This is a genomic window from Xanthomonas sp. NCPPB 1754, assembly GCF_041475725.2.
In the GTDB taxonomy this organism is placed as follows: Bacteria; Pseudomonadota; Gammaproteobacteria; order Xanthomonadales; family Xanthomonadaceae; genus Xanthomonas; species Xanthomonas euvesicatoria.
The window spans coordinates 759,842-775,295 of the sequence record NZ_CM192982.1 but is presented as its reverse complement, the minus strand read 5'-3'; the positions used below and the strand labels follow the sequence as shown (position 1 = coordinate 775,295).

Genomic DNA, 15,454 nt, shown 5'->3' with positions numbered 1-15,454 from the left:
CGATTCCCGATTTCCCGCGATCAAAGCGCCCAGCGCACGCCGATCAGGTACTGCCGGGGCACCCCCGGTGCGAGAAATCGTGCCGGGCCGGTTTCCACTGGCGCATCCTGCGGGCGTGCGAGTTCGCCGTCGGGAAACACGTCTTCGGCCACGGCGGCATAGGTGGCGTAGCGGCGGTCGAAGACGTTGTCGATCCGGGCGAACAGCGACACCCGCGCGTTGATGGTCCAGCGCGCCTGCAGGTCCGCCAGGGCATAGCCGGCGGTGCCGATGTCGAGACGCTCGGGCGCGGCCTCGCCTTCTTCGGCATTGTCGACCTGGCCATCTTCGTTGCCGCTGGCCACCCGCCCGGAGACCGCACGCACGCCCACGCCCAGCGTCAGCGCATCGCGTTGCCACTCCATCCCGAGCTTGAGGTTGTGCCGCGGTAGCGCGGCGATCCGCAGTCCCGGCCGCAGAGCGATCACACGCTCGCCGGACAGCAATTGGCCGTCGCTGCGGTAAGTGGCATCCAGGTAGCTGTAGCCGGCCGACCACTGCCAATCGCCGCTGCGCAGATGCAGTGCCGCGTCCACGCCCTGATAGCGCGTGCGGCCGACATTGTCGAAGTAACCCAACTGCGTGTCCGGTGCGCGCAAGAACAGAATGTCGTCGCGATTGTCGGCGCGGTAGACCGACAGCGTGGCGTTGCGATCGGCCGACGGCGTCCAGCGCGCGCCCAGTTCGTAGGTGCGCGAGATGATCTGCTCCAGGCGCGGATCGGCCTGCAGACCGGTCGGCAACCGACATGGCTGGGTGGGATCAGCGCAGCCCAATTCGATGGCGGTCGGTGCACGGCTGTTCTGCGCGACCGAGCCGTAGAGCGTCACCGCCGACGCGAGCCGCCGGGTCAGCCCCAGCGACGGGTTGGCTTTGGCATAAACGAAGCGCTCGCGTGGGCGGTCGCCGTCGTCGGCGGTGGAAAGAACGTTGTCCACCACCACATAATTCCAGCGCACCGCGGCGGTGAGATGGGTGGCATCGTCCAGTGCCCAGGTGTCGGCCAGGAACACGCCCAATGTCTGCGTACTGCCGCGCACGCCGGAAAAGAACGTGCGGTCGGTCGCCGGATCTGCAACGACCGAGCGGTCGGGCTGCACCCACCCGTCGCGGGCGAATTGCCGATAACGCACATGGCCGCGATCGAAGGTGGCGCCGGCGGTGAGCGCATGCGCACCCCATTGCATGCTCAGATTGAGCGCAATGCCCTGCGCGTGCTGACGCATCTGGGTGGTGTTGAGCGCGCCGGTGTGCAGCGTGTCGGCATCGGTGCGGGCGACGTCGCAATCGGCATCCAGTGCGCTGCCATCGGTGGCGTAACCGGAAGCGCACTTTTCGACGAATTCCTCGTAGTCCTGCCCGATGTCGCCATTGACGGTGTCGCGCCGCCCCATCTTCGAATAAGCCAGCGCGTGCAGCGCAGTGTCTGCATCGAAACGATGGTCCAACTGCACGCTTAATAGCGTATTGCGATTGCGGGTGAGATCGGGCGATGTGTAGACCGAGCGCCGATCGGCGCGATACAAGCCGGGCTCCGGACCTTCGTCGGTGTAGCGTGTATCGGGCAGCAGACCATTGCCGATCAGACGGCTGCGCCCGTGCAGCAGCGACAGGCTCCAATCGGTCTGCTCGCCTTGCTTACCGACCTTGCCGAACACGGTGCCAAGCCGGCCTTCGGAGGCAGCGCGCCAGCCGTTTTCGTCGAAGCCGGTCAGCGCGACAAAGCCATGCCAGCCGTCGGCGCCGGCAACGCCGTAACTGGCATCCAGCCGCTTGCGCGCGCCGCTGCCGATGCTCGCTTCCCCCTGTAATCCGGACGCGGTCAACCCGGAGGCGGTAGACAGCACCACCGCGCCGCCCAGCGTGTTCGGCCCGAACAACGGGTTGGAACCCGGCATCAGCGTCACGGCGCTGATTGCCGCTTCGGGCAGCATGTCCCAGCTGACGATATCGGCGAACGGTTCGTTGAAGCGCACGCCATCCAGATACACCGACACCCCTTGCGAGGCGCCCGGCAGCGCCGACGCACGAAAGCCATGGAAGGTGAGATCGTTCTGGAACGCGCTGCCCTGCACGTCGTTGCCGTCCACGCCAATGAAGCGGCGCTGCAGCAGATCGCTCAGGTTGTTGCTGCGCCCACGCGACAGTTCGGCATTGCTTGCCGACTGCACCATGTACGGCAATTGCGCCGCATCGATGGTGGTGCCCGGGATCGGCGTGGCGGTCACCTCGATACGGTCCAACCAGGTGACTTGCGGCGCTTCCGCTGCAACGGCCAGTGCGCTGCGTGCGAGCAAGGTCATGGCGCATGCGCCTGCCAATCCCCTGCGATGCAGCGTCGCTGTCCTGCATCTGCCTGCTGCCATGTGCGTCTCCTTCAATACACCACGATGGATTTGATGCCGCGTGCCGCACGCAGGTCCGCCAACGCCTGGTTGATGTCGTCCAGCGCCAGCGTGCGCGTGATCAACGGCGCCAGTTGAATGTCGCCGTGCAGATAGCGTTCGACATAACCAGGCAACTCGCTGCGGCCTTTGACGCCACCAAAGGCGCTGCCGCGCCACACCCGCCCGGTGACCAATTGAAACGGGCGCGTGCTGATTTCCTGCGTGTCCTCGGCCACGCCCAGGATGACGCTCTCGCCCCACCCCTTGTGGCAGCACTCCAGCGCGGCGCGCATCGCACCGACATCGCCGACGCATTCGAAGCTGTGGTCGGCGCCGCCATCGGTCAGGTCCACGATCACCTGCTGGATCGGCGCACCGTAGTCGCGCGGATCCAGGCAATCGGTGGCGCCCAGCGTGCGTGCCAGTGCGAATTTCGCAGGGTCGATGTCCACCGCGATGATGCGACCGGCCTGGGCCAGCACTGCGCCCTGTATCACCGACAATCCGATGCCGCCCAACCCGAACACCGCCACGCAATCTCCCGGCCGCACATGCGTGCTGTTGAGCACTGCACCGACGCCGGTGGTGACCGTGCAACCGAGCAGGCAGGCCTGCTCCAGCGGCGCATCCGGATGGATACGTGCGACCGCAATCTCCGGCAACACCGTGTATTCGGAAAACGTGCTGGTGCCCATGTGATGCAGAACCGGCCGCCTATGCAACGAGAACCGGCTGCTGCCATCGGGCATCAGGCCACGTTCCTGGCTGCTGCGAATCGCCTGACACAGATTGGTACGGCCGGAACGGCAGAATTTGCACACGCCGCATTCGGGCATGTACAGCGGAATCACGTGATCGCCGGCCCGCACGCTGGTGACGCCGATCCCGACGTCTTCGACAACACCGGCGCCCTCCTGCCCCAGGATCGCCGGGAAGCTGCCGGCGTGGCCATGCGCCAACGCATGCGCATCACCATGGCAAATGCCGGTAGCGACCAGGCGCACCAGCACCTCACCGGGACGCGGCGGCTGCAGGTCTACCTCTTCGATGGTCAACGGCTGGTGCGGACCCCAGGCCACCGCAGCGCGTGTCTTCATCCGGCCTCCCTGACGCGCGTCGGCCTGCCGGCCGCTCAGCGCGCGATGATCACGCCCCACGGCAGCTCGCCGACGGGGATCTGTTTGAGTTCGCGCAAGCTGGCGGTGTCGATCACGCTCACGCTGTTGGAACGCCCGTTGGCAACGTAGAGCTTGTCGCCGGCCGGCGTCAGCGCCGGATTCCACGGACGCTGCCCGACCGGGATCTCGGCCAGGGTGCGTGCGGTCTTGAGATCGATCACGCTGACCGTGCCGGCGCCCCCGTTGGAGGCATACAGCCGCGCGCCATCGGCCGACAGCGCGACGCCGGCGGTGCGCACGCCGGCCGGCAGGCTGGCGCGCCGCTGACGCGTCTGCAGGTCGATCACGTCCACCACATTGGCGGTTTCCTGGGCGATGTACACGCTGTGCCCGTCGGGTGCGAACGCCATGCCGCGCGGATGCCCGCTGGTGGCCACCACGCCGCGCGATCGATGCGTGGCCAGCTCGATCATGTCCATGTCGTTGGAGCCTTCATTGCTGGTGAGCAACCACTTGCCATCCGGGGTGTAGGCGCAATGCTCCGGCGCCTGCCCGCGCGTGGCGATCACCTGCTGCACGACAAATTGCGCCGCGTCGATCAGCGTCACCTGATTCTGGCCTTCCACGCATACCGCGAACTGCTTGCCGTCCGGCGACAACGCGATGCCTTCGGCGTTCTCGCCGATGTCCACGCTGCGCAACACCGCATCTTTTTCGGCATCGAGCTCGACCAGCCGGTGATGCTCGGCATCGATCAGATACAGATGCCCCTGTGGGCCGGGCAATAGCTGCTGCAAGCGCTTGCCGAGCTGGCCCTGCGCGCTGAGCGTGCGCACCACGGTATCGGTGTGCGTATCGATTACCGAGACGGTGCCACTGCGTTGATTGGGCACATACGCAAACACCGGCGGCGTTGCCGGCGCCGGTGCTGCAGGGCCCGTCGTCGCGGGTGCGGCGGTGGAGGCCGGCGAGGCAGCGTCGCGCTGGCAGCCGGCCAGCAGCAGCGTGGCCAGCAGCGTTGCTGCAAGCATGCATGGCCAGCGAGCAGGCGCTGGCCTCATTGCGCCTTGCCTGCAGTCTTGTTGATCGAGTGGATGAAGGCGAGCAACTTTTCGGTATCGCCGGGCTTGAGTACCGGCGCGAACGGCGGCATCTGCCCGACGACCTTTTCGTGCCCGACGCGGGTCTTGCCGTGGGTGATCATGGCCGCGGTGCCTTCATTGATCAGCGTACGCAGGGTGTCGTCGTCGCTGCCGTACACCCAGATGTCGTTGGTCAGCGGCGGGCACATGCCACCGCCACCGGTACCGCCATGACAGGCATTGCAGCCGGCCGAGAAATAGATCTTCTTGCCTTCGGCGACCAGTTCGGGCGTGACCTTGACCTCGGGTCCCTTGGGAATCGGCACGATCGTGGCAGGTGGTGCGGCCGGCGTCGCTGGATCCGGGGCAGGCCCGGCCGCCACATTCGGCATCCCTGCGGCCGCAGGCGCAGGTGCAGGTGCAGGCGCTGCGCTGCCGGCGGCTGGCGCAGGCGCCGGTGCGCTGGCCGCCGCCGGGGGCGCTGGCGGCGGTGTATCGGCGGCCGGGGCCGGCGGCGCGTCCTTGCCGCATGCCGCCAGCACGACGCTGAACATCAACGCGCACAGCGGTGCGCGGACGGAACGATCGAGATAACGTGTAGTGGACGTGCGCATGAACGAACCTTTTTGATCGGAGGGAACGCCGCGCACCCCGGTGCGCGCGACGGGTGAAGCAATCATTTGGGTGCCGGGCGCCGGGCCTCGGCGAGCAGCGTGGCCAGCGCGGTGTCGCCACGTGCCTGCGCCAGATCCGCGGCGCTCTTGCCGTCGCGGTTGCGCGCAGACGGGTCGGCACCTGCGGCCAGCAGGCGTCGGGCAACCGCTTCGCGCCCGGCCGCGGCAGCCAGCATCAGCGCTGTGACACCGGCCTGATTGGCGTGATTGACCTCGGCGCCGCGTGCCAGCACAGCCTCCACAATGGCCGGGTCGTCGCGCGCCACCGCAAACATCACCGGGGTGAACCCGGTGGGGTTGGCGCGCCGCACGGTCGCGCCCTTGTCCAGCAGCGCCTGCACCACACCCACGTCGGCATAGGACACCGCAAGATCCAGCGCGCTCCAGCCGTCGCTGGACACGGTGTCCACCGGCGCGCGCTTGGCCAGCAACCTGCCGACACTGTCGGCGTCATTGGCCCAGGCGGCTTTCATCAGTGCGGTCCAGCCGCTGGCGTCGCGCGCCTCGATGCGCGCGCCGGCATCCAGCAGCAGGCCGACCAGGTCCGGCTCCTGGTTGCGGATGGCCTGGTGCAATGGCGGCTCGCCCAGCAGGTTCGCGCGATTGGCATCGGCGCCATGGCGCAGCAGCCATGCCGCACGCACGGCGTCGCCCGCGTCCAGTGCATGCGCCAGTTCCTGGTTCGGGTCTGCACCGTCGGCGATGCGCAATTGCAGCTGCGCCAACTCTTGCGACGAGGCCGCCGGACTGGGTGCAGTGGATGCCGGTGTCGGCGTGACATACGGCCCGTGCGACGCCAGATCGCCGGCCACCACGCAGTCGCTACAGCGCACCAGCGGCACGTGATACCTGCGCAGGATCTGGTCGATCTTTGCCGCGCTCTGCTGCAGCGCCGTGTTCAACGCATCGCGCAGGTCTGCATTCTTGCGCGACACCGCCCAGGCCATCGAATACTCCAGCACCGCATCGTCGATGGTGTTCAAGGGCACCATTCCCAGACCGTTGCGCTGTGCGTAATACCCGGCCACCGGGCCCCAGGATTCGGCCGCATCCAGCGTGTTGGCGGCAACCCGTTCGACCAGCTTGCCGGGGTGTTCTTCCGGCGCAGTGGCCGAATCGTAGAACAGGTATTGCACCTCACCGCTGATGCCATGCTCGTACAGCGCCTGACGCGCAGGCGAGCTCTGGAACACGCCCAGGCGCAGCTTCTTCAGCGCCGGGTCGTCCAGCGAAGCAGGCCGCACATTCAAGCCTTTGCGTGTGACCAATACATAGGTCGAGCGATAGAGCGGGCGCGTGACCACCCCTTGCTCGAAATCGCTGTTGAGATCCATCAGCACATCGCAACGGCCCGCGTTGATCGTGCTGCGTGCCAGCCCGCGCTGGTAGTAGGTGCGCCATTCGTATTGCAGGCGCCGGCCCATGGCAGCGGCCACGACCTGGGCAATCTTGTTCTGGAAGCCTTCGCCGGCCTTGTTGGACAACGGCATGTTGCCCGGGTCTGCGCACACGCGCAGCACGTGCGGGTCGGGCGCTGGCGGCGGTGTTGCCGGCGAGTTGGTTGATGCAGGTGCCGCAGCGGGCACCACATCCGAACGAGAAGCGCGAGCCGTCGATGAAGACGGCTCGCGTGTGCAGCCTGCGGCGACGAGTCCGAGGCTGCACAGCACCAGCACCAGCACCTGCTGCAGGTGCCGGGTGATGCCGCGCACGCCGGCAGCACGCTGCCGAGGTGCGCGTCCAACGCCTTGCGTGCAGATCATCGTGCCGTCTTCGCTGCGGCATTGGCGGTACCGCCACCTGCGGCCGCAGTGGCGGTCGCAGTGGCAGTCACGGTCTTGCCGGCGCCATCGATACGGAAGCTGTGGACCATGCCGCCGAGCGGGATCTTGTCAAAGCCCGCACCGAACGCCAGCCCTGCCGCACCTAGCGCGCCATACGGATCGGACGGATCCAGGCCCGCAGTGACCGGCAGGCCGATCCACCCGCCGATACCGGAGAACACCGCCACGTACTGATGGCCGTTGGCCTTGTAGGCGATGGGGTTACCGATGATGCCGGACGGCAGCTTGGTCTCCCACAGCTTTTTGCCGGTGTCCTTGTCCACCGCGCGGAACCAGCCATCCAGCGTGCCGTAGAACACCAGCCCGCCGTCGGTGACCAGGGTGCCGCTCCACACCGGGTACTTCTCCTTGATCTCCCACTTGGACTTGCCTTCCACCACGTCGAACGCCTTGACGATGCCCAGCGCGCCCGGCTCGTTCGGCTTCATCATCACGTTGGCGAACACATACGGCAGGCCCATCATGGTGTTGCCGCGCTCCTGCGGTTCCAGCTCCATGTGCCAGTTATTGGTGCCGCAGAAGAACACCGCCGCATTGGCCGGATCCACCGAGCACGGCTGCTGGTCCTTGCCGCCCATCGCCGACGGAAACGCCTGCACTTTCTTGCCGCGTTCCAGCGGAGAATGCGCAGCCACCTTGACCGGGCGACCGGTCTTCATGTCGATGCGTTCGGCCCAGTTGGCCGGCACGAACTTGTGCGCGCGCAGCAGCGTGCCATCGCGCCGATCGAGCACGTAGGCAAAGCCGTTACGATCGAACTGCACCACCGAGGGGACTTGCTTGCCGTCGATGGTCAGGTCGACCAGGATCGGCTCGTTGATGCCGTCGTAATCCCACTGGTCGAACGGGGTCTTCTGGTAGCCCCACACCGCCTCGCCGGTATCGATCTTGCGGGCGAACAGGGTCATCGACCACTTGTTGTCATGCTCGCCGTTGTTGCACTCCTCCTGCGAGGTCTTGCCGCAACGATACGACGGGCTCCACAGGCCGGGATTGCCGGTGCCGTAGTACACCAGCTTCAACTTCGGGTCGTAGCTGTACCAGCCCCACGCTGCACCGCCGCCGCGCTTCCATTCTTCGTTGGGAAAGGTCTTGACGCCCAGGTCGCCGAGTTGGCCATGCTGCGGATTGGCCTTGTTGAAATCCGGACCCAGGCAGATCGCCTTGTCGGTGCCGGCCGCATCGCAGGACCAGGCCTGCTTGCCATCGGCGAGGTTGTAGGCGGCCACGCGACCGAGCACGCCGAATTCGTTGCCGCTGATGCCGGCCACCACCTTGCCGTCGGCGATGATCGGCGCCATGGTGATGGTTTCGCCCTTGTCCGGGTGGGCGAGTTTTTGCTTCCACACTTCCTTGCCGGTCTTGGCATCGAGTGCGATCACATCGCCGCTGAGGCTGCCGAAGACCAGCTTGCCATCGGCATAGGAGGCGCCCCGGTTGACCGTGTCGCAGCACGCCACCGCCACCGACCGTTCGTCCTGTTGCGGGGTGTATTTCCACAACACCTTGCCGCCGTCGTCCTGCGCCGCCAGATCGATGGCGAACACGTTGTTCGGATACGCACTGACCATGTACATGATGCTGCCGATCACCAGCGGCTGGCCTTCGTGGCCGCGCGTGGCGTCGGTTTTCATCTCCCACGACATCTTCAGATTCTTGACGTTGTCGCGATTGATCTCGGCCAGCGGGCTATGCCGGGTGAGTGCGAAGTCGCGCCCCACACCGCCCCAGTTGTCCGCATTGCTGGCATTGGCGGTGAACTCGCTATCGGTATCGACCGCGGCGGCAGGTGCAGCGGCGGGCGCAGCGGCAGGTGTTGCAGCCGTTGCCGGCGCCGCAGTTTCGGTCGGTGTGTCTTTCTTGCAGCCAGACAGAACGGCGCTCAGCGCAAGCATGAGCAGCGCAGTGCTGCATACGCTGCGACAGGAAGATTGGTGCATGTGCGTCTACCCCTCTCGTTTGAACAACCAGTCGGTTGAAACATCCCGCAGCGCAGGCGCTGTCACCGCCGTGGCGATGCGGACGTAGGAAACGTCGGGAGAGACCTGAGCAAACGTCATGCCAGCACACTGGTGCGCCGCACCACGTCGAGTCGGCAAGGGTTGGGGGCAATGACGGCGAGCTGGGCACTTGGCGCTGTCACGGTTTTGGCACAGTTTGCGCCGAACGTGCTGTGACACAGGTGGTGCAGACGGTCGGGAAGATGTTCAGCAAGGCCGGGCGTGTGCTGGACCCCGATCGCTGCGCCGCTGGTGCAGCGCGATGCGCTAAGGCAAGCAACACCGCGCGGTGGCGCCACGCATTTCTTCTTCCGCCGGGAGCAGGTGTCCGAAAGGCGGATGCGGATACGGCGAGCCCCCTTTGAGACGCGTCATGGCGTCGGCAGGCAGTTAACCATTCCGATGCCCGATCGGCTGCACGTTACCCGCGTTGCACAGGCACAACGCGCGCCTGGCCCGCCCATTGCGCGAGCAACTGCGTGCAATTGTGCAGGCGCCAGTCGGCGAAACCGGGCCAGGGATCGCCGGGTGTATTGACCAGCACAGTGCACGCACCGACGGCGCGGCCGCAGGCCAGGTCATTGTGATGATCGCCGACCATGACCAGCGCGCTGCCCTGCACCGACCAGCGCTGCGCGAAATAGTGCAGCCCGTCGGGCGCAGGTTTTAGGGCCGCCTCGTCGCGGCCGACGATGTCGTCCCAGGCGAACGCATCGTCCAGACCGATCGCCTGCAACGTGATCTTTGCCAGCTCGCGTGCGTTGCGGGTGAGCATGCCAAGCCGGCAACCGGCAGCATGCAGCGCGCGCACCAGTGCCACTGCGCCCGGCGCGGCGCGTGCGCCTTGGGCAAGCGCACGCTCGTGTTCGAGCAACCAGGCATGCTTGGTCGCCGCTTCGTCGGCCGGCAGCGCGGCCAGGTGGTGCAGGATGTCCGCCTCTGGCGGGATGTCCAGCGCGCGGCGGATCAAGGCGAAATCGTGCGCAGCCTCGGTCAGGGTGCCGTCCATGTCGAAGACCCAATGGCGGTAGTCGGACAACGTGGGAGCGCGCGCGGTGAGTGTCATGCTGTCCATCCGTGCAAAGACAAGAAAGTGATCGATTCGATGCGGCATGCGGCGGTGCGGCCAACTTGCAGGGCGCCATCAGCGACTTCGCCCAACGCGGTCGACATGGCGTCTGCACGCACCGCCAAGCCGGTGCGTGTGGCGCCCGCTCGGCATGTACTTGCGCGGACACTCCAACGCGCGCGCGCCTGCCACCGAACGAATGCGCGCCAGCTTTGCCGACCGCCCCGAGCGCGCAGTGCCGACGCGCTGCAGCGCCATCACACCGGGGTACCGCACAGTCGATCAAGCCCGCTAGTGCTGCACCAGCCCGCACACACATTCGATGTACGCCGGCATGTCATCGCGAGCCGGCCTACTTCCACCCGGGCATCTGCGTGGTGTCCAGGCCGCCGACCTCGAACTCTGCGGTGCGCGTACCGCCGGCCTTGACCGGGAACGTGATGCTGATGCGCTTGGCGTTGCGTACGAGCTTCCACAACGCCTTGTCATCGTCGATGAACATGGCAATGGCTTCGTCGGTGTCCGGGCGGTGCGCCGCCATGGCACGCGGCGCGCCGCCATCGGCCGCCACCTGCACCTTGCAGCCACCGTAGCAATTGAAATCGCCGGCCTTGAGCACGAGGTAGCTGTGGCGCTTCCACTGCGGATGATCGCGAAACACCAGGCTGACCGGCTTGGGCCCGCTGCCATCCACATCCACACGTTGCTTGGCCTCGATCATCGCCGAGCGCTGCGTACCGCCCTTGGCCGGCACCTGCGAGTACTGCCACAGCGCCTGCATGCGGCGCAGCTCGCGCGCCTGCTCGCCCTTGGCCTTGATATCGGCATAGCCCGGTTCGATACGCGTGGCAGCCGCGGTGCCGGCATAACCTTCGATCAAGGCCGCACCATGCGCACGCGCCATGTCCCAGTTCTGCGCTTTCACCGCTTCGTCGTATTGCTTGGCGAGCGCATCGGCCTGGGCTTCCCTGGCCTGCGCCTGCGCGGTGGCCTGCGCCTGACGTTGCGCCTCGCGGTCGGTGCAGGCACTCAAGGCGGCAACGCACAAGGCCGCGCTCAGCAGATACTTCATCGTCGACTCCGGAGAGAATTCAATGTCAACGATACCAGCCTGCCTGCCGTACCCGCGATCAAACCGCCGGCGACCGTAGGAGCGCACCTGGGCGCGATGGAGCATTCCCGGTAAAGCCACCTCGCGCCCGGGTGCGCTCCTACGGCAGCGATGGAGGTGGCCGGAGGGCGTCTGCAACGCCCTCCGCTGCCCTTACGGCTGCGCCGGCGGTGCCGCCTTGGCCTTGGCGATCATCTCGGCCACCGATGCGGTGGTGATCGGGTGATAGCTGGGCTTGGCCTTTTCGAAGGCCTGTTCGGCGAACGCGATGCCGTCGGGCGTCTTCAACAATTCGGCGTAAATCGGCAGCACCAGCTTGCGGCGGCCGACGCGTTCGATGAACTCGCCCGCGGCAGCGCGCGCATCGGTGTAGCCACTGCGAATGGCCAGCGGATACCAGCGCATGGCGATCTCGCCATTCGGCGTGCCGGTGAAGTGGTACGCCTCATCCAGCTGCTTGAGCTGCTCGGGCTTGAGCGTGGCGCCCATGCCGCTGAGGAAGTGCACCCATTCCTGCGTGCCCCACTCGCTGGTGACCTGCTTGTTCGGCAAGGTGCCGCTGCCGCTCCAGGCGATGCGTGCGGTATCCACGATCGAAAAGCTGCGCGAGCGCGCCTTGGCGGCGAAGGCCGGAATGCCCGGCTGCTTCAGCCACGCATCCACTTCGGCTGCGCTGACCGTGTTGGGATGCTTGTCCAGCAGGTTCTTCTTCAGGTAATCGACGAACTGGTCGGTGGTGGCGCTCTGGAAGGCATGATCGTCGAACCAGCCGCGCAGGAACGGGTCGAATACTTCGCGACCGAAACGCTGCTCCAGGAACTGCAGGAACCACGCGCCCTTGACGTAGGCAACCTGGCTCAAGGCCTCGTCAGGGTCGCGCTGGGCCAGCGGCGGCAACTCCAATACCTGGTCGGCCGGCGGCATGTCTTTGACTTCGGCCAGCAAATCGCCCTGGTCGATTTCGCGCTCCATCTCGGCCATCTCGTTGCCGTACAGCGCCTCGGTGATGCGGCCCTGCACGTAGGTGGTGAACCCTTCGTTGAGCCAGATGTCCTTCCAGCTGGCATTGGTCACCAGGTTGCCCGACCAGCTATGCGCCAGTTCGTGCGCGACCAGCGAGACCAGCGACTTGTCGCCGACGATTACGGTAGGCGTGGCGAAGGTCAGGCGCGGATTTTCCATGCCGCCGAACGGAAACGACGGCGGTAGCACCAGCATGTCGTAACGGCCCCAGCGATACGGGCCATACAGTTTTTCGGCGGCACCGATCATCTTTTCGGTGTCTTCGAATTCCTTGGCGGCCTTGTCGGCCATGGCCGGCTCGGCCCACACGCCCGAGCGCGCGGAAATCGGCTTGAACACCACGTCGCCGGCGGCGATCGCCAGCAGGTAGGACGGAATCGGCTCGGGCATCTTGAAGTTGTAATCGCCGTCGCGTGCCACCTTGGGGTCGTTGTCGGCGCTCATCAGCACCATCACGTCCGGGCGCGAGGTGACATGCGCGCTATAGGTGAAGCGCACGCTCGGGGTGTCCTGCAGCGGCACCCAGCTGCGCGCGTGAATCGCCTGCGATTGGCTGAACATGAAAGGCAGTTGCTTGCCTTCGGTCATCGACGGCTCCAGCCACTGCAGGCCCGAGGCGGTGGGTGCGGTGTGATAGGTGATCACCACCTTGCCCGGCTGATGCGGCGCTTCGATGGTGAGTTTGCTACCGAAGGTCTTGTCGGCCGGTGCCAGGGCGAACTGCAGCGGCGACAGGCCGCCCTTGCCATCGTCCGCCTGTACCTGCGCAATGCTCAACTCGCGCGTATCCAGCACCAGTTGTTTGGCGGCCTTGTCCTTCCACTCCAGCGTGTAGGTGGCAGTGCCGCCGATCTGCTTGGCATCGAAATCCAGCTTCAGGTCCAGCGCCAGGTCCTTGATGACCACCAGCTGCGGCTGGGCGTAGGAACTTTCGTCGTGGTTGCGGGCGTCTGCTTTCACGGGAGCCTTGGCAGTGGCGGTCGGCGCGGTGGGGGAGGCCGACGGCGTGGAGTCATTGGAACAGCCGGCCAGCGCGATGGACACGGCCAGGGACAGCGACAGGAACGGGAAGCGCATCGACGGCACCGCAGCTAAGGAGAATCAGGCATTTTAGCGCCCTGCGCCGCAGCCTGCCCGTGCCATCGGTGGCCATGCGCGCGATGGCCTGCCACGCGCTGTCGCAACCGGCTTGCCCAGGTCAGGCCACCGGATGGCCGCGCGGGGCGTCGTGCCCGTCGCGCACCAGACGCCGGCCGCCGGAGAACTTGGCGCGGTACATCGCCGCATCGGCGCGGCGATACAGTTCGGTGGCATCCAGCCCTTGTTCGCACACCGCACTGCCGGCGCTCACATGCAGCGGCGCCTCGTCGGCATCTTCGCGCTCGAGCATCGAGAGCCATTGGTTGAGCTTGAGCGTGGCGTCGTCTTCGCTGGCATGGATGCCGATCAGGAATTCGTCGCCACCCCAACGCCCGACCCAGTCCTGCGCGCCCAACCAGCCGTACGCCGAGTTCACCAGACGCACCAGCACGCGGTCGCCAGCCAGATGGCCGAAGCGGTCGTTGATCTGCTTGAGGTTGTCCATGTCCAGCACGAACAGCACGAACGGCCAGCCTTCGCGCTGGGAGGCGATCACCGAATCGCGCATCGCCTGTTCGCAGCCGCGCCGGTTCAGCGCTTCTGTCAACGGGTCGAACAAGGCGTGTTTCTTGAGATCGCGCATGCCGGCATCGATGCCGCGCAGGCTGCGGTTGATGCCGCGCAACAGGCGGCCCAATTCATCGTCACCCTGTTCGGGAAGCGTAGGCAGGCGTTGATCGGCGTAATACGAATCCAGCGCATCGGCAGCGATGCGCAGCGGCGCCAGCAGCCGGTACAGCGCGACCAAGGTTAGCGCCGTGCCGGCCAGGGTGGCCAGCAATGCCACGATCACCACCGACCACAGCGGGCGCCCGTCCAGTTCGCTCTGCGCTGCCAACCAGGCGATCAACAACAGCAACGGCAGATGGATGCCCAGGAAGGTCACCGCCAGCAGTTTGGCGCTGAAGGAGCGGGGAAACACGCGCGAGAGCCCGGCGTACAAGCGCATCCAACTCTCCGGCAAAAGAGCGTTTAGTGTCGCCGAGAGCGTGTGGAGCCAACGCGACGGAAGTCTCAGAACTTCGCTGGTGTATCCATGTGCGACACCGCTTCCACGCCACGCGCGATCCCGTGCACGCGGCGGGCGAGCGCCAGCGCACGCTACGCGCGCCGACGCCAACCAGGCTGAAACGACCTGCTTAGATCTTGTAGCCGGAGTGGATGGCCACGATGCCGCCGGTCAGGTTCTTGAAGTGGCAACGCGCAAACCCGGCCTCGCCCATCATGCCCTTGAGCGATTCCTGCGGCGGATGCTTGCGGATGCTTTCGGCCAGGTACTGGTAGCTATCGGCATCGCGCGCGAACAACTGGCCCAGCTTGGGCAGGATCTTGAACGAGTGGAAGTCGTAGATCGGCTTGAACCACTCGGCGGTGACTTCGGAAAATTCCAGCACGCGCGCCTGGCCGCCGACCTTCAGTACGCGGTACATCTCGCGCAAGGCGGCGTCCTTGTCGGTGACGTTGCGCAGGCCGAAGGAAATTGTCACCAGGTCGAAACTCTGGTCCGGGAACGGCAGCGCTTCGGCATTGCATTGCACGTAGTCGAAACCGGACACCAGCCCGCGGTTGGTCAGCCGGTCGCGGCCCACCGACAGCATGCCGGCATTGATGTCGCCCAGCACCACCGCACCTTCATTGCCCACGCGCTCCTTGAGCAGCACGGCGATGTCGCCGGTACCGCCGGCCAGGTCCAGCACGCGGTCGCCTGGCTTCACCTGCGCGGTCGCCACGAAGTAGCGTTTCCATGCGCGGTGCACGCCCAAGCTCATCAGATCGTTCATCAGGTCGTAGTTACGCGCGACCGAGGTGAACACTTCGCCGACCAGCTTCTGCTTGTCCTTGGCAGCGACATCGCGAAAGCCGAAATGGGTGGTACCGGAGGTATAGGGGGATTCGCTCATGGCTGGATTATCGCACTGCTGACGCCGCCATGACCGCAACCGGACCACAATCGCGTTTTCACCTGC

Annotated in this window: 11 protein-coding genes; all 11 read right to left on the bottom strand. The window is 66.1% G+C overall.

Translation table 11 applies throughout. The annotated features are described in order from the left end of the window. Nucleotides 1-20 precede the first annotated feature (20 nt). Nucleotides 21-2,405 carry a TonB-dependent receptor gene (locus ACCQ15_RS03390; protein ID WP_372381220.1) on the bottom strand — a complete coding sequence of 795 codons (2,385 nt, stop codon included), beginning with the start codon at nucleotides 2,403-2,405 and terminating at the stop codon, nucleotides 21-23. A gap of 11 nt (nucleotides 2,406-2,416) precedes the next feature. After that, nucleotides 2,417-3,523 carry an S-(hydroxymethyl)glutathione dehydrogenase/class III alcohol dehydrogenase gene (locus tag ACCQ15_RS03385; RefSeq protein WP_127167578.1) on the bottom strand — a complete coding sequence of 369 codons (1,107 nt, stop codon included), beginning with the start codon at nucleotides 3,521-3,523 and terminating at the stop codon, nucleotides 2,417-2,419. 35 nt (nucleotides 3,524-3,558) lie between these two features. Then, nucleotides 3,559-4,605: a beta-propeller fold lactonase family protein gene (locus ACCQ15_RS03380; RefSeq protein WP_218498740.1), complete on the bottom strand. Its 1,047-nt coding sequence runs from the start codon at nucleotides 4,603-4,605 to the stop codon at nucleotides 3,559-3,561. After that, nucleotides 4,602-5,276 carry a c-type cytochrome gene (locus ACCQ15_RS03375; RefSeq protein ID WP_029818604.1) on the bottom strand — a complete coding sequence of 225 codons (675 nt, stop codon included), beginning with the start codon at nucleotides 5,274-5,276 and terminating at the stop codon, nucleotides 4,602-4,604. Before ACCQ15_RS03375 ends, ACCQ15_RS03380 begins: the two co-directional genes overlap by 4 nt. A 26-nt stretch (nucleotides 5,277-5,302) precedes the next feature. After that, nucleotides 5,303-7,063, bottom strand: coding sequence for a quinoprotein dehydrogenase-associated putative ABC transporter substrate-binding protein (locus tag ACCQ15_RS03370; protein WP_372381219.1), 1,761 nt, complete (start codon nucleotides 7,061-7,063; stop codon nucleotides 5,303-5,305). Beyond that, nucleotides 7,060-9,084 (bottom strand): methanol/ethanol family PQQ-dependent dehydrogenase, encoded by a 2,025-nt coding sequence (locus ACCQ15_RS03365; protein ID WP_080721041.1) that lies wholly within the window; start codon nucleotides 9,082-9,084, stop codon nucleotides 7,060-7,062. Before ACCQ15_RS03365 ends, ACCQ15_RS03370 begins: the two co-directional genes overlap by 4 nt. A gap of 481 nt (nucleotides 9,085-9,565) precedes the next feature. After that, a complete protein-coding gene (locus ACCQ15_RS03360) occupies nucleotides 9,566-10,219 on the bottom strand; it encodes an HAD family hydrolase (RefSeq protein WP_372381535.1) in 654 nt (217 codons plus the stop codon). Nucleotides 10,220-10,565: 346 nt separating this feature from the next. After that, nucleotides 10,566-11,285 carry a hypothetical protein gene (locus tag ACCQ15_RS03355; RefSeq protein WP_031420956.1) on the bottom strand — a complete coding sequence of 240 codons (720 nt, stop codon included), beginning with the start codon at nucleotides 11,283-11,285 and terminating at the stop codon, nucleotides 10,566-10,568. A gap of 192 nt (nucleotides 11,286-11,477) precedes the next feature. Continuing rightward, nucleotides 11,478-13,424, bottom strand: a complete 1,947-nt coding sequence (locus ACCQ15_RS03350) for a M1 family metallopeptidase (protein WP_372381217.1) — start codon at nucleotides 13,422-13,424, stop codon at nucleotides 11,478-11,480. A 121-nt stretch (nucleotides 13,425-13,545) separates the two neighbouring features. Continuing rightward, on the bottom strand, nucleotides 13,546-14,436 hold the full coding sequence (locus ACCQ15_RS03345; protein WP_008577298.1) for a GGDEF domain-containing protein: 891 nt from the start codon (nucleotides 14,434-14,436) through the stop codon (nucleotides 13,546-13,548). A gap of 190 nt (nucleotides 14,437-14,626) precedes the next feature. Further along, the gene (gene ubiE / locus ACCQ15_RS03340; RefSeq protein ID WP_008577300.1) at nucleotides 14,627-15,388 is read right to left on the bottom strand and encodes a bifunctional demethylmenaquinone methyltransferase/2-methoxy-6-polyprenyl-1,4-benzoquinol methylase UbiE; all 762 of its coding nucleotides are present in this window, start codon (nucleotides 15,386-15,388) and stop codon (nucleotides 14,627-14,629) included. Nucleotides 15,389-15,454 lie beyond the last annotated feature (66 nt).

What these genes read in the sequence shown, in the direction of transcription:
- ACCQ15_RS03360 (WP_372381535.1), bottom strand. Translation starts at nt 10,219, where the DNA reads ATGGACAGCATGACACTCACCGCGCGCGCTCCCACGTTGTCCGACTAC.
- ACCQ15_RS03385 (WP_127167578.1), bottom strand. Translation starts at nt 3,523, where the DNA reads ATGAAGACACGCGCTGCGGTGGCCTGGGGTCCGCACCAGCCGTTGACC.
- ACCQ15_RS03390 (WP_372381220.1), bottom strand. Translation starts at nt 2,405, where the DNA reads ATGGCAGCAGGCAGATGCAGGACAGCGACGCTGCATCGCAGGGGATTG.
- ACCQ15_RS03370 (WP_372381219.1), bottom strand. Translation starts at nt 7,063, where the DNA reads ATGATCTGCACGCAAGGCGTTGGACGCGCACCTCGGCAGCGTGCTGCC.
- ACCQ15_RS03380 (WP_218498740.1), bottom strand. Translation starts at nt 4,605, where the DNA reads ATGAGGCCAGCGCCTGCTCGCTGGCCATGCATGCTTGCAGCAACGCTG.
- ACCQ15_RS03350 (WP_372381217.1), bottom strand. Translation starts at nt 13,424, where the DNA reads ATGCGCTTCCCGTTCCTGTCGCTGTCCCTGGCCGTGTCCATCGCGCTG.
- ACCQ15_RS03365 (WP_080721041.1), bottom strand. Translation starts at nt 9,084, where the DNA reads ATGCACCAATCTTCCTGTCGCAGCGTATGCAGCACTGCGCTGCTCATG.
- ubiE (WP_008577300.1), bottom strand. Translation starts at nt 15,388, where the DNA reads ATGAGCGAATCCCCCTATACCTCCGGTACCACCCATTTCGGCTTTCGC.
- ACCQ15_RS03345 (WP_008577298.1), bottom strand. Translation starts at nt 14,436, where the DNA reads ATGCGCTTGTACGCCGGGCTCTCGCGCGTGTTTCCCCGCTCCTTCAGC.
- ACCQ15_RS03355 (WP_031420956.1), bottom strand. Translation starts at nt 11,285, where the DNA reads ATGAAGTATCTGCTGAGCGCGGCCTTGTGCGTTGCCGCCTTGAGTGCC.